Source organism: Bacteroides sp. K03, assembly GCF_019734355.1.
In the GTDB taxonomy this organism is placed as follows: Bacteria; Bacteroidota; Bacteroidia; order Bacteroidales; family Bacteroidaceae; genus Bacteroides; species Bacteroides nordii.
Genome location: NZ_JAASHC010000004.1, coordinates 25,733 through 46,414, shown reverse-complemented (window position 1 = coordinate 46,414; position 20,682 = coordinate 25,733). Strand labels below are relative to the sequence as shown.

Below are 20,682 nucleotides of genomic sequence, written 5' to 3'. Positions count from 1 at the left end.
TACTGTATATATGCTGTAACATCCCGCTCAGAATAGCCTGCAACAGGATGTTGAAGATCTTACTCTTATACCGGAGATTCATGCTGCCCCCTAAATTCAGTAGGAGATACACCAAATTTCTTCACAAAACAAATATAAAAATAAGAAGGGGAAGAAAAACCCAGATCATAAGTAATCTCCGTAATTGTTTTATTTGTATTCAGTAACTCCTTCTTCGCATTCTCCAACCGAACCGTTCTGATAAAATCTCCGGAAGAAAGCCCAACTAACGCTTTCAGTTTCCGGTGAAGATTCATCCGGCTCATCCCCACATGATTGGCAATACTCTCTCCTTTTATATCAGGATCAGAAATATTTTCATTGATATAATTTATAATCTTTTGTATCAGAATATCATCATTGGATGCCGCAGGTGCTGTTCCTGCATCCGGCTCCTCACCGGATACAAGAGACACTTTTTTCATAAATTTCTCTTTAACAACCTCCTGATATTTGATCAGTTGTTCGATGCGAATCCGAAGATGCCGGATATCAAACGGCTTGGGTATATAAGAATTCGCTCCCACTTCCAACCCAACCAGCCTATCCTCATGGGTTTCTTTAGCCGTCAACAGAATAATTGGAATATGAGACGTGTTTATATTTGATTTTATTTTCCCACAAAGTTCTATACCATCCATATTCGGCATGATAATGTCACTGATAATCAAATCCGGAATAAAACTCAATGCACTTTCACATCCTTCCACCCCATCTGCTGCTGTATATACTTCGTATTCTTCACGCAATTCCAGAGCAAGAAAATCACGAATCTCAGCCTCATCATCTACAACAAGAATCTTATATTTTTTAACATTCTTCTCTTCTGTTTTTTCCTCAATTATCTCTGTATTTTCCTGCAATGGTTCTTTAACGAACGTAACATAAGACTCGTCTTTCTTATCAGTATCAGCTATCTCCTCTTTGGAATAACTTGCTTTATCAAATGGAATAACAATTGCAAACCTGGAACCAACATTCAATTCACTCTCAACAGAAATATGCCCTTTATGTAAATCTACCAAAGATTTTACCAGATACAGTCCAATACCCGAACCCGGATACACAATATTTTTATCATTCAATTCCACCTGATAGAAGCAATCGAATATCTTTTTCAAGTCCTTTTTATCAATGCCAATACCTGTATCCGATATTTCAATATGCAACAAATTACCTATATCAGTCCGTTCTACAAAGACATTCATCACAATCTCATCATAATCTTTCACATATTTAAAAGCGTTAGACAGAATGTTATACACAATCTTGTCCATAAATTTAGGAGAAACCCAGCCAATCAACCGATCTGCACTTGTATTAAAAACAAAATTGATGTTTTTGTCTTCCACTACTCCTTCAAATGTATCAGTTATTTCTTTAAAAAAAGAGACTACATCTATCTCCTTTACCTTAAGTTTTAGTTGCCCATAATCTATCTTACGGATATCAATTACTTCATTCACGTTCTTGATCACCCGCATCGTGTTTCTTTTTATAAGAGACAGTAAATACCTCTTCTTACTATCTGTCTCTCCTAATAATAATTTCTCCAGTGGTGCCAGAATCAAAGTGAGTGGATTCTTCAACTCATGCGAAGCATTTGTAAAGAACTGTAATTTGGCCTGATATAACTCTTTTTGTTTCTGTTTCTCCAATCGTTCATAATTTATCTTATCTCGGACTCTGATTTTCATCATAGCAATATTCCAGCACAGATATAAAAGACCCAATAATAAAACAAAATAAATGATATAAGCCCACCATGTTTGCCAGAAAGGTGGTTTTACCAGAATATACAAAGTACGTACATTATCTTCATTAAAATTTCCAGAAGGCGAAGATGCCATTACCATAAAACAGTAATTACCAGGCTTCAAATTCCGATAGGTAACAGAACGCATAGTACCAACTTTATTCCACTCCGTATCTGCACCTTTCAAAAAATAGGCATACTGAATACGTTCCGGAGAGGAATAATTAATCCCCAAATACTCTATAGTAAAAACTGACTCATCATAGTTCAGCTCTATTCTATCAGTAGAATTTATATTTTTGACCAAAGGTGAATCCGGATTCTGTTCACTCCTGATTGCAACATGCTGATTGAATAACAAAAAATCAGTAAAAACAACCGAAACCGGAGTTTTATCTTTCATAATAACAGAAGGATCAAAAATATTCATCCCTTCCGTACCACCCAAAGCAATCATTCCCGATTTCATCATTAATCCCGAATTCTTTAAAAAACTTCCTGGCTGAACTCCATCAGATGCACTATAAGAATCGATCTCTTTTGTTTCCGTAGATATCTTCACAATGTCTTTATTTGTTCCCATCCACAGTTCATCACCCACCAAGATTAACTCCCGCACAATAGAACTGTTCAGCCCATTTGCTTGTCCGTATATCGTCAGAGAATCGGTCTTTACGGTATACTCCCATAAGCCCTGTCCTTCTGTACCAATCCACATGTTTCCATGTTTATCAAACAGAAAAGAATTAACCTGTACATTCTTTAATTTAGAACTAAACGGTTCGACATTTCCAGTCTCATAATCATACTTATACAAACCGCCAAAAGTTCCGACGATCAATTCATTTTTATATTCCTGAAGTGCAGTTACAGGACTCCATCTCAATGGTTCTACGATATGGAAAGAGCTATTTTTCTTATCAAAATAAGACAGTCCGGCACGCTGTCCTACCCAGATATTCTTTTTGGAATCTTCGTACAAACAACTCAAGTCACTATGTAAAAGTGAACTAGAATTATCTTTCTGATATGTATAATGAATGAACCTCTTTGTTCCATCTTTCATCCTATTCAAAACACAATTATAAGTTCCGACCCAAAGATCATTGTCCGAATCAATCAATGAACATAGAGTTGCATCATCACTTAAATTATATCCGTCCGTCTTAGCAGTGATCTCCTTGAATGTATTATTTCCGATATCCCAATAATTAATGCCCCCACCATCAGTAGTGATCCAAAGGTTACCATACCTGTCTTCACTAAAAGAAGAAACATGTTTATAGGACAGGCTGTTTGTCAGAAGAATATCACTTGTGATATAATTGAACTTCTGTTTATGCTGATTCACAAAATTCACTCCACCACCATAGGTACCAATCCATAAATTATCATTCTTATCACTCAACACACACCTGATTGTTTTATAAGACAACCCTGTTTCCGTCTCCGATTCATAATAGAATTTGATATCTGTTTTCTTTATTTCCTCTCCACCCGTTTTCAATTTAATGGAGCATAGAAAATATTCTGTGCCAATCCATAGCTGCCCTAATCTATTCTCTTCTATACAATTTACTTTCGCATCTTTCAATTCATCCAATTCTATCAATTCCGGCTCTTTCTTCCCTTTTACAAAGCGTAGCAGTCCTTTCCAGGTTCCAATCCAGATATTTCCATAAGAATCCTGAGAAATAGCTTCCACCTGGCTATCCGGAAAATTATGATTTTGTACGCTATAATTGGTTACTGAACGTGTATTCAAATGAATAACATCCAGCCCACCGAAATGTGTACCTACATATAGTAGTCCATCATTCGATTCATATAAACTCAAGACACGGTCATCCGAAGCTTGATAATAAAAACGATTGAAAGAACCGGTTTCAGGATCAAAGGAGTAGACTCCGTCTCCATAGGTACCTATCCACAAACCTCCTTCTTTTCTCTTTATTATCGAACGGACAGAATATAGATCCCTCCCCGGCTGAAGCGTATTATTTTTTAGAATTTTATAGGTGTCTGTCTCTACATCATACATTAACAGACCAAAGTTTGTGCCGACATAGATACAGCTTTTATCACAGCATATTTTAAGAGACTGCTGATTGGTAAAATCTAAAGAATTACCCAATGACCATTTGTAACTTTTAAAGTCAATCCCGTCAAAACGGCAAAATCCTTCATCCGTAGCACACCAGATATACCCATCCTTATCTTGTTTTATATCAAAGACCTTACTACTGGAAAGTCCATCCTGTATCCCGAATTTTTCAAAACGCTCATGAGCAAAATAAGTGGAATTTGCATTCACAGCTAATGAACTGCACAAAAAGAACAAATAAAATATAAGTCGGTACATCATGTTCCTGGTTTTCTTAAAGTATAGATATAAAACACATTTCATGGCAGGCACAAAAATAATACAAAAAAACAAAACGCAATCAATTGTCAAACAATCAATCACGTTTCATACAAATTACTGCATATTATCTAAAATTTGTTCATTCTATCATAATACTCTATTCACACTGTATTTAAAAATAAAAAAGCAATTATCCATTGTAAGATAATTGCTTCTCTGAAAGTAGTCCCGAGGGGAATCGAACCCCTATCTAAAGTTTAGGAAACTTCTATTCTATCCGTTGAACTACAGGACCTCCTTTTAGATTTCGGTTGCAAAGATAACGTATTCTCTTGATTTAACAAGACAGAACATACAGATTTATAGAGTATCCGAACAATAATAAGGCAGTCATAAAATATACTATAAAATAGAGTCAGTAAAGAACAAGAATATTCTCATCATTGCAAGATAATACACCCTAAAAACTAACAGATAGATTGTATTTTGCATAAAAACTGCAACATTTCGTCATTTTCAGCATAAAAGAGCAATAACAATATGCAATCATTTAAAACACAAACAAGACACAGAACAGCGCATTTTGCTTACTCTAAATACCAAAATAGCCCCATAACATAATTCTTTTGACAGGAGGCTACAGATAAACAGAAAAAGATTTTGCTAAGTCGTTTAACTTTACGACCTTTGCGAAACCTTCTGCACAATAAATGAATATACACAAACCACTTAAAAAGGGGTTATATTTATGCAAAACGAAGAAAGTCGATCCTAAAATTAAATATAGTAAGTAAAATTATGGCAGACGAAATGATGGTTAAAGAATTGGAGCAAGTGGTAGTGCGCTTCTCCGGCGATTCCGGCGACGGTATGCAATTGGCCGGCAACATCTTCTCGAACGTGTCGGCAACAGTAGGAAATGACATCTGTACATTCCCTGACTATCCGGCAGATATCCGTGCCCCGCAAGGGTCATTAACGGGTGTATCCGGCTTCCAGGTACATATTGGAGCAAGTAAGATATTTACTCCGGGCGACCGCTGCAACGTATTGGTTGCAATGAACCCCGCAGCACTGAAAACACAGATTAAGTTCTGTAAACCGCAAGGATTGATCATCACTGATTCCGATTCTTTTGGAGCAAAAGATCTGGAAAAAGCAAAATTCACAACAGATAACCCGTTTGAAGAATTAGGTGTTAAGCAAGAAGTACTTGAAGTACCTATTTCATCTATGTGCAAAGAGAGTCTGAAAGATTCCGGACTGGATAACAAAGCTATACTCCGTTGCAAAAACATGTTTGCACTGGGACTGGTTTGCTGGCTCTTCAACCGTAACCTCGAAGCTGCAGAAAACATGCTTCGCCAGAAGTTTGCTAAAAAGCCCGAGATTGCCACAGCAAATATAAAAGTATTGAACGACGGTTATAATTACGGCGCCAATACCCATGCTTCTACCTCTACTTATAAAATAGAAAGTAAAAGTCCGAAAGCAAAAGGACTCTATACCGATATTAATGGTAACAAAGCCACTTCATATGGTCTGATTGCCGCTGCTGAGAAAGCAGGACTGGAACTCTACCTGGGTTCTTATCCTATTACTCCGGCTACAGACATTCTACACGAGCTTTCAAAACATAAATCACTGGGTGTAAAAACAGTACAGTGTGAAGACGAAATTGCCGGATGTGCTTCAGCCGTAGGAGCTGCTTTTGCAGGCGACCTCGCTGTTACTACTACTTCCGGACCGGGTGTATGCTTAAAAAGCGAAGCGATGAACCTCGCTGTCATTGCCGAACTTCCGTTGGTAATAGTCAATGTACAACGTGGCGGTCCTTCGACTGGGCTTCCTACTAAATCGGAACAAACCGACCTGTTACAAGCGCTTTACGGCCGTAATGGCGAAAGCCCGATGCCTGTTATTGCCGCTATTTCACCTACCAATTGCTTTGATGCTGCTTATATGGCAGCCAAGATAGCCCTGGAACACATGACTCCGGTAGTATTGCTGACTGATGCTTTCATCGCCAATGGTTCTGCTGCCTGGAAGTTACCTAATCTGGAAGAATACCCGGCTATTAATCCTCCATACGTCACTCCGGACATGGCGGAAACATGGACTCCGTTCCAACGCAACGAGAAGACCGGTACACGTTACTGGGCTGTTCCGGGAACAGAAGGATTTATGCACCGTATCGGCGGACTGGAAAAAAGCAACGAAACAGGAGTGATCTCTACTGAACCTGAGAATCACCATAAGATGACGTTGTTACGCCAAGCCAAAGTAGATAAGATTGCCGATAGTATTCCTGAACTCGAAGTACAAGGTGATGCAGATGCTGACCTACTGGTAGTAGGATGGGGTGGAACATACGGACATCTCTATTCGGCTGTAGAACATATGCGTAAGAACGGTAAGAAAGTAGCCCTTGCTCATTTCCAGTACATCAATCCGTTACCCAAGAACACAGCTGACGTACTGAAGAAATACAAAAAGATTATAGTAGTCGAACAGAACCTGGGGCAATTTGCCGGATACCTGCGAATGAAAGTGCCCGGACTGAATGTCAGCCAATTCAACCAGGTGAAGGGGCAACCTTTCGTTACGAGAGAACTTGTAGATGCATTCACTAAATTATTGGAGGAATAAGAGATGAGCGAAACAGTATATACAGCAAAAGATTATAAATCAGGTCAGCCCCGTTGGTGCCCGGGATGTGGTGACCATGCTTTCCTGAACTCTCTGCATAAAGCAATGGCCGACCTGGGAGTTGCTCCGCACAATATCGCAGTAATCTCCGGTATCGGCTGCTCCTCCCGTCTGCCTTATTACGTAAACACCTACGGCTTCCACACCATCCATGGACGTGCTGCTGCCGTAGCTACAGGTGCCAAAGTTGCTAATCCCGACTTGACTATCTGGCAGATATCCGGTGATGGTGACGGACTGGCTATCGGTGGTAATCATTTTATCCACGCCGTTCGTCGTAATATAGACCTGAATATGATTCTGCTAAACAATCGTATTTATGGACTGACTAAAGGGCAATATTCTCCGACTTCGGAACGTGGATTTGTCAGTAAATCATCTCCTTACGGAACAGTAGAAGATCCTTTCCACCCTGCAGAGCTTTGTTTTGGAGCACGTGGACGCTTCTTTGCCCGTTGTATAGCTGTTGATGGTGCCGCTTCTGTAGAGGTACTGAAAGCAGCAGCCAACCATAAAGGCGCTTCTGTCGTAGAAGTACTGCAAAACTGCGTTATCTTCAACGACGGTACCCACGAGAGCGTTGCTACCAAAGAAGGACGCGCTAAAAATGCAATCTATCTGGAGCATGGCAAACCGATGATCTTTGGTGAAAACAAAGAGTTTGGGTTAATGCAGCAAGGTTTCGGATTGAAAGTAGTAAAGCTGGGAGAAAATGGTATCACAGAGAAAGATATTCTGATACACGATGCCCACTGCGCAGACAACACACTGCAACTGAAACTTGCACTGATGGAAGGTCCCGAGTTCCCGATTGCTTTAGGTGTAATTCGCGATGTGGAAGCTCCTACTTACAATGATGCCGTAGTAGAGCAGATCGAGGAAGTAAAAGGTAAGAAGAAATATCACAATTTCAACGAACTACTTATGACCAACGATACCTGGGAAGTAAAATAATTACTATATACAAACAGAAAAGAGGTTGCACTTACCTAAGACGGTTACAGTGCGACCTCTTTTTTCTTATCACCCCTTCAGCATTCTATATAAACATCCTCTGCTTTATATACTTCTTATTGGCTTTAGAGGGTCTATCTGTTTCAACCCTTTGAGAGTCTTTTCTCAAAGCTTTGAGAAAAAATTCTCAATACATTGAGAACACTGTTTCATATGCATTGAGAAAGTTGTTTCATATATATTGAGAAGAATAATGATTCACAGCTCTCCTATTCTTTTTCTCCGTAAGCCAGATCACCGGCATCACCTAATCCCGGAACAATATACGAATGCTCGTTAATCTCCGGATCAATAGCTGCACACCAAATAGTCGTTTTATCTTCCGGAAATATCGAAGCAATATGTTCCACCGCCTGCCTGCTGGCAATAATAGAAGCTACATGAATTTCTGCCGGATGCCCTTTAGTAAGCATAGCCTGATAACTAAGCTCCATACTGCTTCCCGTCGCAAGCATCGGATCAGTAATTATCAAAGTTTTTCCATCGATACGTGGTGAAGCAATATACTCAATATGTATATCAAATTTCAATGTATCCTTATACTTACGATATGCCGAAACGAAGGCATTTTCTGCATAGTCAAAATAGCTCAGAAAGCCCTGGTGAAATGGCAACCCGGCACGAAGAATAGTACTGATTACCAACTGACTATCCGGTGTACTGACCGGTGAAATCCCCAAAGGAGTCTGAATCTCCTTTACAGAATAAGCAAACGTCTTACTCATTTCATAAGCCATAATCTCACCTATCCGCTCAATGTTACGACGAAAACGCAGACGGTCATTTTGAACTTCTATATTCCTTATTTCTGATACATACTGATTCAGAATAGAATTTGTTTCACTAAAATCAATTATCTTCATTTTATTAGCCTTTATTTATTCAGAATTTATACGATGCAAAGTAAATGATAATCTTTCAAATTGCAACATTCAGTTAGCAGATATTGTTAGTAATATATAAAAGAGATTCGATTAGGGAAAAATTTCTCTAATACGTTATTTCTTTCCAAAGAAAATACTACTTTTGTAGCCGATTTACAAGGAGATGTTTAAAAACATCCTTTCCCTTAAATGCCAGAATGAGATAATAAAACAAAATACCAATTTAAATTAATTCAAAAGAAAATGGCAAATTTAGATTTAAGCAAGTACGGTATTACAGGTGTAACAGAGATTTTACACAACCCGTCTTACGATGTATTGTTCGCTGAAGAAACCAAACCGGGTTTGGAAGGTTTTGAAAAAGGCCAGAAAACAGAACTGGGTGCTGTAAACGTAATGACAGGTGTATACACAGGTCGTTCTCCTAAAGATAAATTCTTCGTTAAAGATGCTACCAGCGAAAACACAGTATGGTGGACTTCTGACGAATACAAAAACGATAACAAACCAGTAGATGAAAAATGCTGGAAAGCCGTTAAAGAATTGGCAACTAAAGAACTTTCTAACAAAAGATTGTTTGTTGTTGATGCATTCTGCGGTGCTAACCCTAACTCTCGTCTGAAACTGCGTTTCATCATGGAAGTTGCTTGGCAGGCTCATTTCGTAACAAACATGTTCATCCGTCCGACAGCTGAAGAACTGGCTAACTTCGGTGAACCTGATTTCGTTATCATGAACGCTTCTAAGGCTAAAGTTGAAAACTACAAAGAACTGGGTCTGAACTCAGAAACTGCAGTTGTATTCAACCTTACAGAAAAGATTCAGGTTATCCTGAACACCTGGTACGGTGGTGAAATGAAGAAAGGTATGTTCTCTTACATGAACTACTTGCTCCCATTGAACGGTATGGCTTCTATGCACTGCTCTGCTAACACAGACAAAGAAGGCAAAAGCACAGCTATTTTCTTCGGTCTGTCTGGTACAGGTAAAACAACTTTGTCTACTGACCCGAAACGTCTGTTGATTGGTGACGACGAACACGGATGGGACGACGAAGGTGTATTCAACTTCGAAGGTGGTTGCTACGCTAAGGTTATCAACTTGGATAAAGACAGCGAACCGGATATCTACAATGCCATCAAACGTGATGCTCTTCTTGAAAACGTTACTGTTGATGCTAACGGTAAAATCGATTTCGCTGATAAGTCAGTTACAGAAAACACTCGTGTTTCTTACCCGATCTATCACATCGAAAACATCGTTAAACCGGTATCTAAAGGCCCGGCTGCAAAACAAGTTATCTTCTTGTCAGCTGACGCATTCGGTGTATTGCCTCCGGTATCTATCCTGAACGCTGAGCAAACTAAATATTACTTCTTGTCTGGATTTACAGCTAAATTGGCAGGTACAGAACGTGGTATCACTGAACCGACTCCTACATTCTCTGCTTGTTTCGGTGCTGCTTTCTTGTCATTGCACCCAACAAAATATGCTGAAGAACTGGTGAAGAAGATGGAAAAATCTGGTGCTAAGGCTTACTTGGTTAACACAGGGTGGAACGGTTCTGGCAAACGTATTTCTATCAAAGATACTCGTGGTATCATCGATGCTATCCTTGACGGTTCTATCGACAAAGCTCCTACTAAGGTTATTCCTTTCTTCGACTTTGTTGTTCCTACAGAACTTCCGGGAGTTGATCCTAAAATTCTTGACCCACGCGACACTTACGAATGTGCTTGCAAATGGGAAGAAAAAGCAAAAGACCTGTCTGCTCGCTTCATCAAGAACTTCGCTAAATTCGAAGGTAACGAAGCTGGTAAAGCATTGGTTGCTGCTGGTCCGAAATTGTAAGATAAAGCAAATCGTTTCGAACGAAAGTTCAAAAACTGATTATAATTATAAAAGCGATTCCCAAAAGGGGATCGCTTTTTTTGTTTCTTACTCTTAACGCATATACGAATAATAAATTAGAACTATACCGACGTTACTTTGCTACAAAATTCGTAGCAAATGGTCTATGCAAGAACTACAAACTGAAAGTTCAACTGGATGATTCTCCTAAATGGGTATTGACACCGACCTAAGTATAAAAATGGCTGATGAAGGTGAACTGAAAAATTATCCGATAACCGACCTTCCCTGGCAGGCAGGAAATTAATAGCACAAAGTATTTACTGATAAAACTAAAAAGGAAAGTGTATACCGACTCATTGTCGTACATACACTTTCCTTTTTTCATATCTTAATAATCAAAGTTACTTAATGATCACCTTAGTTACAGCATTATTTACTTTAACAAGATAAAGACCAGCAGGTACCTCAACTATATTAGCACCAGCAGCAATTATTTTGCTTGCCACCACCTGACCGACAGTATTAACAACAAGAACCTGAGCACTTTCGGCTGCATCAATCTTGATAGCTTTATCACCGGCAAAGACGGTTGCAACAGTGTTATCACCTTCTGTATCGGCAATACCTACGTTTTGGGATTCAGTAATTTCCGTCGGGAAAAGCTGGATAGCTCCATTATATATGTTTACAATAGCAGTAACATCATATTTCTTTTCATCTTTTGGTATTACAACACCGGTAAAACGATCATAAACTGCTGCAGTACCTTTAGCATCAGTAATAGTATAATTCTTTGTCTTACCATCATCAAGAGTAATGGTCACACCTCCTACTTTTACCAACTTGTTAACCAAAGCTTCAACAACTCCGTCAGTTGCAATAATATCCGGGGTTATAGCTGCACCAGAAGTACCTGCAACAAAAGTATCTGCCATAGGAGCTAATTGTTTAAGACCACCATATTCACCAACTGTACCCATAAATCCTGCCGGAATCACATCACCATTTTTATATACCTGCCCAATATTACCATAAACTTGCATTGCTCCAGTAGCATCCTGAACGAAAAGATACAAACCATTCTGATAGATAACATTCACCGGATTCGTAAACTTAACAACAGCATCCTTAGATTGCCCGGCAAACTCCCCTATATTAGCAACAGCAATGGGTTCCGAAATTGTATAAACAGCCGAAACAATATCGCTCTTGTCACCACCCTTAATCGCTATTGCTTTAATTGTTGTAGTAGTTTCAACTTTAATAGGATCAGCATGAGTCGCAGAAGCCATTGTTGGTTCATCACCGTTAGTAGTGTAATGAATAATAGCACCATCGGTTCCACAAGAAAGAGTTACTTCTTGAGTTGTGTAATAAGTTCCACCAGCCGGAGAGAACTTAGGGGCCTGAACTGCCGATGCAGAAGCTGTCGTAACAGTAATTGAGTTAATTTTAGCAGTACCTCCAAAAGTCAATACTACTTCATTAGCAGAACCTGTCCATAATGGACTATCATAAGTACCTGTATCAAAAGTCAACATAGTAGCAGAGATAGCACCACCTGCAAATTTAATCTCGGTAATCACTTCACCATTTGTAGTAGAAAAAGTCAAAGTAGATGTTGCATATCCGCGAATTCCTTCAACTCCTGCAGCAACTCCCCAAAAACGAGTATCACTATTAGCCACTTTTTTTGAGGCAATTACAATATTACCTGCAGTCAAATTACCATCTGCAAGATTAGTACCTTGGCCTGATGCAGGTACTGCATAACCAAATAATTCCGGTTTGGTTAAATCAAATACAGTCTCCGTTGCAAAACTTGTAGCCACAGCTGCAACCACCATAAATAACGAAAGTAATAGTTTTTTCATATCATAATGTTTTTAAGTTATTATTCCACAAAGTTATACAATATTTAAAATTAAGCAAGCGCTCAATATTTAAAATTTCACAATGTTACCGCATTGTAATACCAAGAGCAATTACAAGCAAAATAAAGCCCGGCAAGATGACTCCAGCCGGGCTTTTCCTTACTATATTACAAAAGCGTTAATTTTTATTCGCACGTTTACGTTCGTTTTCATCTAAAATGACTTTACGCATACGCATTGCTTTCGGAGTAACTTCAACATATTCATCTTCCTTGATATACTCCAAAGCTTCCTCAAGTGAGAATTGTACAGGAGGGATCAGCCTCGCTTTATCATCCGTACCGGAAGCACGGGTATTAGTCAGTTTTTTCGATTTAGTTACATTCACCACCAGATCTTTTTCGTGAGAATGTTCACCTACCACCTGTCCGGCATACACCTCTTCCTGTGGGAAAATAAAGAACTTTCCACGATCTTGTAACTTGTCAATTGCATAAGCAAATGCCGTTCCGGCCTCCATGGCTATAATAGAACCATTGGTACGACGTTCAATCTCACCCTTGAACGGTTGATATTCTTTGAAGCGATGAGCCATAATAGCTTCACCAGCAGAAGCAGTCAACACATTGGTACGAAGACCGATGATACCACGTGACGGCATATCAAATTCAAGATTTACACGTTCACCGTTGCTTTCCATCATCGTCATCTCCCCCTTACGGCGGGTTACCATGTCGATAATCTTACTTGAATATTCTTCGGGGACATTTACGGTCAACTCCTCTATCGGCTCGCACTTTACACCATCTATCTCTTTATAGATAACCTGCGGCTGTCCTACCTGTAACTCGTATCCTTCACGACGCATCGTTTCGATAAGTACAGACAAGTGAAGAACACCACGACCGGAAACAACCCACTTACCATCCTCTTCACTCTTACGAATGCGAAGGGCAAGGTTTTTATCGAGTTCCTTCATCAACCGATCATGTATATGACGTGAAGTTACAAACTTACCGTCTTTACCATAGAAGGGAGAATCGTTGATAGTAAACAACATACTCATAGTAGGTTCGTCAATAGCGATTGGCGGCAATGCTTCCGGATTTTCATAATCACAGATCGTATCACCGATCTCAAAACCATCAATACCTACCAAAGCACAAATATCTCCGGACTCTACTTCCGTCGTTTTCACACGACCCAGTCCTTCAAATACGTGTACCTCTTTAATCTTCGATTTCACAAAGCTGCCATCTCTTTTTGCCAATGACACATTCATGCCTTCCTTCAACACGCCACGATGTACACGTCCTACGGCGATACGACCTGTATAAGAAGAATAGTCCAATGAAGTAATCAACATCTGAGGTGTACCGTCCAATTGCGTAGGAGCCGGAATATTCTCAATAATACAATCCAACAACGGAAGAATAGTATCTGTAGGCTTCTGCCAATCGGTACTCATCCATCCATTCTTTGCCGAACCATAGATAGTTGGAAAATCAAGCTGTTCTTCTGTAGCATCAAGACTGAACATCAGGTCAAATACCATTTCATGTACCTCGTCCGGACGACAGTTGGGTTTGTCTACTTTATTAATAACCACAATAGGCTTCAAACCGATCTCCAATGCTTTTTGCAATACGAAGCGAGTTTGAGGCATCGGGCCTTCAAAAGCATCTACCAACAGAATACATCCGTCGGCCATATTGAGCACACGTTCTACTTCGCCACCGAAGTCACTGTGCCCCGGAGTATCAATAATGTTAATCTTAGTTCCGTTATAAGTGATAGAAACGTTTTTAGAGAGAATCGTTATACCTCGTTCACGTTCCAGGTCATTGTTATCCAGAATTAGTTCACCGTTTGTCTGATTGTCGCGGAACAAATTTCCGGCCAGAAGCATCTTATCGACTAACGTCGTTTTCCCATGGTCAACATGGGCAATAATTGCAATGTTCCTAATGTTTTGCATATAATACCTAATATTTGCCGGCAAAGGTACGAAAATTGGATTAGAAAAAAGACCTATATAGATTTTTTTTCCTGCAAAACGTTGTGGGATATAAAGATAATGGCTATCTTTGCACGCTCAAAAGTAAAGTTTATATATTACAAAAAACTAAGAATTATGTATTTAGATGCTGCTAAAAAGCAAGAAATCTTCGGAAAATACGGAAAGTCTAACTCTGATACTGGCTCAGCTGAGGCTCAGATAGCTTTGTTTTCATACCGTATCTCCCATCTGACTGAGCATATGAAGCTCAACAGAAAAGATTATAGTACTGAAAGAGCTTTGACAATGTTGGTAGGTAAGCGTCGTCGCTTACTCGACTATTTGAAAGCAAAAGATATCGAAAGATATCGTGCCATTATCAAAACTCTTGGATTGCGTAAGTAATCCGCTTGTTACAAACAAGATTAAAAGAAGTCGTTTCTCTGAGAAGAAGAAGCGACTTCTTTTTTTTAGCCCTCCCTCAGTTATTGTCCTACCCGAACTTTCATTAAACCCTTCGTACGCTATACCGTAGACAGCCTTTAAAGAAGTCGTAACAGAACATTGTACGACATGTACATCTCGTACAGTACGACATGTGCATCTGGGACTGTACGACATGTACATCTGGGACTGCACGAGATGTACATGTCGTACAATACCCTTCACCGAGGCAGAAAGTATATGCCAGTAACCAAACGATTGATTGAAGTTTGTCCCCGCAAGAGGAAACAGTAAATTGACATTTTCTACACTTATAATTGCGATGCTATAAAGAATTTGCTATTTTTGCAACTTAATAGCTCTAAATTATAACCTTATAGACAATAAATACTATCAATATGGATACAAGTAAGATTGTCGGAGAAAAAATAAAAGCCCTCCGCGAAAACAAATCGATTACAATAGAAGAATTAGCACAGCGCTCCGGCCTGGCAGTAGAACAAGTAGAACGCATCGAGGGGAATATCGACCTTCCGTCACTTGCACCACTGATCAAGATAGCACGTGTATTGGGAGTACGCTTGGGAACATTCCTTGACGATCAGGACGAAACAGGTCCTGTGGTATGCCGTAAGGAAGAAGCCAAAGATTCCATCAGCTTCTCCAACAATGCCATTCATTCGCGCAAGCACATGGAGTATCACTCTTTATCTAAGTCTAAAGCCGACCGCCACATGGAGCCGTTCATTATTGATGTAGCTCCTACCGCTGACAATGACTTTGTACTCTCTTCTCACGAAGGCGAAGAATTTATCATGGTTATGGAAGGCATCATGGAAATCAGTTATGGTAAAGCCAGTTATTTGCTTGAAGAAGGTGACAGCATTTACTATGACTCCATTGTCCCGCACCACGTACATGCTTATGAAGGAAAGGCAGCAAAAATTCTGGCCGTAATCTATACACCTATTTAGTGATTAGCGATTAGTGAGAAGTGATAAGTATCGCATATCCATCGTACTTATCTCTTCTCACTAATCACTAATCGCTTATCACTCAACACTTATCACCATTTATCATGCAATTATACAACCGAACTCTCGGCCAATGGCTTGAACATTGGGCTGAGGAAACTCCCGACAAAGAATACATTGTATACTCCGACCGTAATCTGCGTTTCACATGGAAACAACTCGACCGTCGCGTAGACGATATGGCTAAAGGTCTTATCGCCATCGGAGTAGAAAGAGGTACACACGTAGGAATCTGGGCTGCCAATGTACCCGACTGGCTTACGTTACTATACGCTTGCGCCAAGATAGGTGCCGTCTACGTAACTGTAAATACCAATTATAAGCAGGCTGAATTGGAATATCTCTGCCAGAATTCCGATATGCACACACTGTGTATTGTCAACGGAGAGAAAGACAGCGATTTTGTACAGATGACTTATACCATGCTTCCTGAATTAAAAACCTGTGAACGGGGACATCTGAAGAGCGAACGTTTCCCCTACATGAAAAATGTGATATATGTAGGCCAGGAAAAACACAGGGGCATGTATAACACTGCCGAAATTCTGTTACTGGGAAATAATGTGGAAGACGAAAAGCTGAATCAGTTGAAAAGCCAGGTAGACTGCCATGATGTAGTAAACATGCAGTATACATCAGGAACCACCGGATTTCCTAAAGGAGTAATGCTTACCCATTATAATATTGCCAACAATGGTTACCTCACCGGTGAGCATATGAAATTCACAGCAGATGACAAATTATGTTGCTGTGTGCCGTTATTCCACTGTTTCGGTGTGGTGCTGGCCACAATGAACTGCCTCACCCATGGCTGTACACAAGTAATGGTAGAACGTTTCGACCCACTGGTAGTATTAGCATCTATTCATAAAGAACGCTGTACGGCACTTTACGGAGTTCCCACTATGTTCATTGCCGAACTGAACCACCCGATGTTCGACATGTTCGATATGTCCAGCCTCCGTACCGGAATTATGGCAGGTTCTCTCTGTCCGGTAGAATTAATGAAACAGGTGGAAGAGAAAATGTACATGAAAGTAACCAGTGTATACGGACTTACAGAAGCAGCCCCCGGCATGACGGCTACACGAATTGATGACTCGTTTGACGTTCGTTGTAATACAGTGGGACATGATTTTGAATTCACCGAAGTAAAAGTAATCGATCCGGAAACAGGAGAAGAATGTCCGGTAGGAGTACAAGGTGAAATGTGTAACCGGGGTTATAACACAATGAAAGGATATTATAAAAATCCTCAGGCCACGGCCGAAGTGATTGATAAGAATAACTTCCTGCACTCGGGTGATCTTGGTATCAAAGACGAAGACGGTAATTACCGCATCACCGGCCGTATTAAAGATATGATTATTCGTGGAGGAGAGAACATCTATCCACGCGAAATAGAAGAATTCCTCTATAAGTTAGACGGTATAAAAGATGTACAGGTGGCAGGAATTCCCTCTAAGAAATACGGAGAAGCTGTAGGAGCCTTTATCATTCTCCGCGAAGGAGTAAAGATGCACGAATCAGATGTAAGAGACTTCTGCAAAAACAAGATATCCCGTTATAAGATACCCAAATACATCTTCTTTATCGACGAATTTCCAATGACAGGTAGCGGAAAGATACAGAAATTCAAATTAAAAGATCTGGGACTGCAACTCTGTAAAGAACAGGGAATCGAGATAATATAACTCTTGCAGCAATATACTTCAAAATAAAAAAAAGCCAGCTGATTAATTATCGGCTGGCCTTTTCTTTATCTTTCTTTTCTATTTTACCATAATCTTTTGTACCACATTCACTCCGTCCTTAGACAAATGAACAAAGTAGAAACCTTTTTCCCAATACGACACTGAGACATCTGTTTGTCCGGTAGTCATTACGCCACTCCATACTTTTGTTCCATTAATACCATAAACAGATATGTGAGTACGCTCCGGAGCAGTTATATGTAACAGATCACTTACAGGATTGGGAGACAAAGAGACAGCCTGAAGACCCGGATTATGAATAGCACTTCCTCCACCTGTATCAATCTTACCGGCAAAAATAGGTTCACCCGGCTTTTCATTGTAAGCAAACCGGTTGACTACGTAATAGCCTCCATCAGCACTTACTGTTATTTCAAACCAGCCATACAACATATTACCTAAATACTCAAAAGCAAAACCAGCATATGCAGTACGGCCATACCAGCTGGTAAACTGGCTGGTGGCAATATCCAGCTGATTGGGATAATCTCCGGGAGTAACCCAGTTGGATTTAACCCCAATCTCTGTTCCTTCGGCCAAAGGTGCAATATTCCTCGTATTTTCCAGGCAAACCATTGGTTTAAGGTAGGTTTCCAGTTTCAAATGTTTTACACCAAATTCCCAGGCACCATAGCCGTTATCCAAATCTTCGGGAGCATAAAAATAAGTCCAGTTTCCATATTCTTCTCCGGCACCTATCCCGAGATCTCCAACTATAATCTGATATGGATTCAGAAAATCAAAGCTCAATTGCGCTGATAAATTTTCAATATCCGAATGGTTGAATACGGTTGGCTTCAATGTTAATTCGGTTACATCCATATCCTTTGCTTCATGGCTTTCGGCCTTTCCTTTGAAAGATAAAACAGCTTGCTTCTCTGATACAACCTCCAATTGAGAAATCAGGCCCTGGGGTACATTCAATGTATAATCCGTTCCCTCGGTCAAGATACCTGTCCGGTTGAATGCATTATCTCCCATAACAACCAGATTTATAGTTTGCGTAATTGTCCCGTCATTCAACTCTGCATTTTCCATCACAGAAGTAGTACCGAATATCAATTCCGATTTACCCATGTCCCCACTCTTTTGTCCCGCTATGATAGCACTTCCCGGAGCTTCATTAAAGGCATAATCCAATAAGGTGAACGAATTACCATCATCGGCTACAGATATTCTCAGCCAGCCATATAATATCTCACCAGCCAGAGTTCCTTCAAACTGAATACCCACAAATGCAATTTTTCCTTTCCAGTTTGCATAGCCTTTAGAGACTAAAGTTCCCAGATTCGGATAAGCTCCAATACCTGTTGTCCAATCAGAAGAATCACCAATCTTTTCTCCATAATTAACTACAGTCAGATTGGTTCTGGCTCCCATCATCTTCTTCTCATACGATTCGATATACAGGTTACCGTAATAACTACCCTGGTTAGAGTTCCACATTAACCCAAATTCAGAATTCTCATATTTTGTATCTAACTTAATAATCTCCCAACCATGAGCAGATGAAATATTGATATCCTCACAATCTACATACTTAATACCATAATCGGGACGACATTCCAACGTCAACGGCAATTTACAATCATATAACTCACCACTCTCTAACATTCCATTCTTGAAAATTACAGCTAATTCTATGTTCCGGTCGTTTACTACTGCCTTACCCTGGAAAGATAAAATAAGTACCGTGTTACTTTTCTTCTGCAACTTAGGAGTCAGTCCTTCCGGCAATCCATCAATAACAAAATCAGTACCGTACACAAAGTCTTTATCAGCCAGTACTCCATTGATTAATGTGAACTCAAATGTACCCTCAAAAGTTCCATCATTGGCAGGTGCCTCCAGGATGTCTCCACGACTGGTCAAAGCGATGCGTTTGGTAGCTTCCTCTATAAAAAAGACTTGGTCGGCAGTTTCTTTTTGCCACAATTCTATACGAGCCGGATGATCCAGCGCATCGAGCATCCGGTCTATCTGACCCTTTGTGAACATAGACGTACGCACATAGGAATAATTCATATAATTCGTCCAGTTGGTCAATTCATTCTCACAATTCCGGTCAGCTGCTCCCATCAGAGCCACATCTGCTTTAGGCGTGTCATCTACCCAGTCACCCGGATTAGGTTGTCCTGCCTTATTTGCTTTACAACCGTCGGGCCAACGTCCGCCATTGTCATCGAAAGTATGAGCCAAGTTCAGGAAATGCCCGAATTCATGGGTTAATACCCGACGGAAATTTTCATCCGTATTCATTCCGATATAAGCACCATTATATACTACACGGGCCAGATTTTCTTCCATCATTTCTACATCCGGATACCAGGATACGCCCGAATTATTGGTCACTCCATCACCATAAAGATCATTCATCACATACACATTCATATATTTATGGTTGTCCCAGGCATACAGTGCCATTCGGGGTGCATAATAGTTCCCGAACCCACTTTCAAGACGATGATACAGAATACCGGTAGTCGCTTCTCCGTCGGGTCCCTTTTCGGCCAATTTGAAAGTAATATTCATATTAGCCTGAAGTTTGTTAAAGTCAGGATTATCATCACCGGAATTTGCTGTTATACCCTGAAAATCTTCATTCGTTTTTCTCAGAGCATCCTTTATTATCTCATCATTGAGCTTTGCCCCATTAAAAGTCTCTCCAAAGACGTGAAACACTACCGGGATCACATAAGAGTCGGGACGCTCTGTTGATACTCTTGTTTGCGGTAGTTGATTGTGTCTCTTTAAAGCAGTCGGGTTTTCCTCAAAATAACGCTGAATCTGTTCATGGGCACGACATGGCAAAGGCGCTCCCGGTACATAACCCGGCACGTTTTGCGCAGTACCTCCCAAAGCTACTAATAGACACAGTAATGTAGTCCAATAACTTGTTCTGTTCTTCATTGCAAAAAATTTTAAATGGTTTATATAGAATAAGTAGTATTTCAAA

At 40.1% G+C, this 20,682-nt stretch carries 11 protein-coding genes and 1 tRNA gene; 6 read left to right on the top strand and 6 right to left on the bottom strand.

Annotated features, from left to right (window positions below):
- Positions 1-65: 65 nt before the first annotated feature.
- Both HCG69_RS04935 and HCG69_RS04930 read right to left on the bottom strand, forming a co-directional pair.
- Positions 66-4,160 carry a hybrid sensor histidine kinase/response regulator transcription factor gene (locus HCG69_RS04935; RefSeq protein WP_221649112.1) on the bottom strand — a complete coding sequence of 1,365 codons (4,095 nt, stop codon included), beginning with the start codon at positions 4,158-4,160 and terminating at the stop codon, positions 66-68.
- A gap of 223 nt (positions 4,161-4,383) precedes the next feature.
- Positions 4,384-4,455 (bottom strand) — tRNA-Arg (locus HCG69_RS04930).
- Between the two features lie 503 nt (positions 4,456-4,958).
- Here HCG69_RS04930 and HCG69_RS04925 point away from each other — a divergent pair.
- Together HCG69_RS04925 and HCG69_RS04920 are read left to right on the top strand one after the other, a co-directional pair.
- Positions 4,959-6,809, top strand: coding sequence for a 2-oxoacid:acceptor oxidoreductase subunit alpha (locus HCG69_RS04925; RefSeq protein WP_221649111.1), 1,851 nt, complete (start codon positions 4,959-4,961; stop codon positions 6,807-6,809).
- Positions 6,810-6,812: 3 nt separating this feature from the next.
- Positions 6,813-7,823 carry a 2-oxoacid:ferredoxin oxidoreductase subunit beta gene (locus tag HCG69_RS04920; protein ID WP_025867052.1) on the top strand — a complete coding sequence of 337 codons (1,011 nt, stop codon included), beginning with the start codon at positions 6,813-6,815 and terminating at the stop codon, positions 7,821-7,823.
- Positions 7,824-8,092: 269 nt separating this feature from the next.
- On the opposite strand, the gene upp is transcribed toward HCG69_RS04920, so the two are convergent.
- The gene (gene upp / locus HCG69_RS04915) at positions 8,093-8,746 is read right to left on the bottom strand and encodes a uracil phosphoribosyltransferase (protein ID WP_025867053.1); all 654 of its coding nucleotides are present in this window, start codon (positions 8,744-8,746) and stop codon (positions 8,093-8,095) included.
- A 264-nt stretch (positions 8,747-9,010) separates the two neighbouring features.
- On the opposite strand from upp, the gene pckA reads away from it, so the two are divergent.
- Positions 9,011-10,618 carry a phosphoenolpyruvate carboxykinase (ATP) gene (gene pckA, locus HCG69_RS04910; protein ID WP_221649110.1) on the top strand — a complete coding sequence of 536 codons (1,608 nt, stop codon included), beginning with the start codon at positions 9,011-9,013 and terminating at the stop codon, positions 10,616-10,618.
- Positions 10,619-11,022: 404 nt separating this feature from the next.
- Here the strand turns inward: pckA and HCG69_RS04900 are convergent, their stop codons facing one another.
- Entirely contained in the window at positions 11,023-12,495 is a 1,473-nt protein-coding gene (locus tag HCG69_RS04900; RefSeq protein ID WP_221649109.1) for a chitobiase/beta-hexosaminidase C-terminal domain-containing protein, read from the bottom strand.
- A gap of 178 nt (positions 12,496-12,673) precedes the next feature.
- The gene (gene typA / locus HCG69_RS04895; protein WP_221649108.1) at positions 12,674-14,473 is read right to left on the bottom strand and encodes a translational GTPase TypA; all 1,800 of its coding nucleotides are present in this window, start codon (positions 14,471-14,473) and stop codon (positions 12,674-12,676) included.
- A 156-nt stretch (positions 14,474-14,629) separates the two neighbouring features.
- On the opposite strand from typA, the gene rpsO reads away from it, so the two are divergent.
- The 3 genes from rpsO to HCG69_RS04880 all read left to right on the top strand — a co-directional run bounded on the left by rpsO (position 14,630) and on the right by HCG69_RS04880 (position 17,666).
- Positions 14,630-14,899: a 30S ribosomal protein S15 gene (gene rpsO, locus HCG69_RS04890; RefSeq protein WP_002558242.1), complete on the top strand. Its 270-nt coding sequence runs from the start codon at positions 14,630-14,632 to the stop codon at positions 14,897-14,899.
- Between the two features lie 437 nt (positions 14,900-15,336).
- Entirely contained in the window at positions 15,337-15,912 is a 576-nt protein-coding gene (locus HCG69_RS04885) for a helix-turn-helix domain-containing protein (RefSeq protein WP_002558243.1), read from the top strand.
- Between the two features lie 104 nt (positions 15,913-16,016).
- Positions 16,017-17,666, top strand: coding sequence for an AMP-binding protein (locus HCG69_RS04880; protein ID WP_221649107.1), 1,650 nt, complete (start codon positions 16,017-16,019; stop codon positions 17,664-17,666).
- A 78-nt stretch (positions 17,667-17,744) separates the two neighbouring features.
- Here the strand turns inward: HCG69_RS04880 and HCG69_RS04875 are convergent, their stop codons facing one another.
- Positions 17,745-20,636 carry a M43 family zinc metalloprotease gene (locus HCG69_RS04875; protein ID WP_221649106.1) on the bottom strand — a complete coding sequence of 964 codons (2,892 nt, stop codon included), beginning with the start codon at positions 20,634-20,636 and terminating at the stop codon, positions 17,745-17,747.
- Between the last annotated feature and the right edge of the window lie 46 nt (positions 20,637-20,682).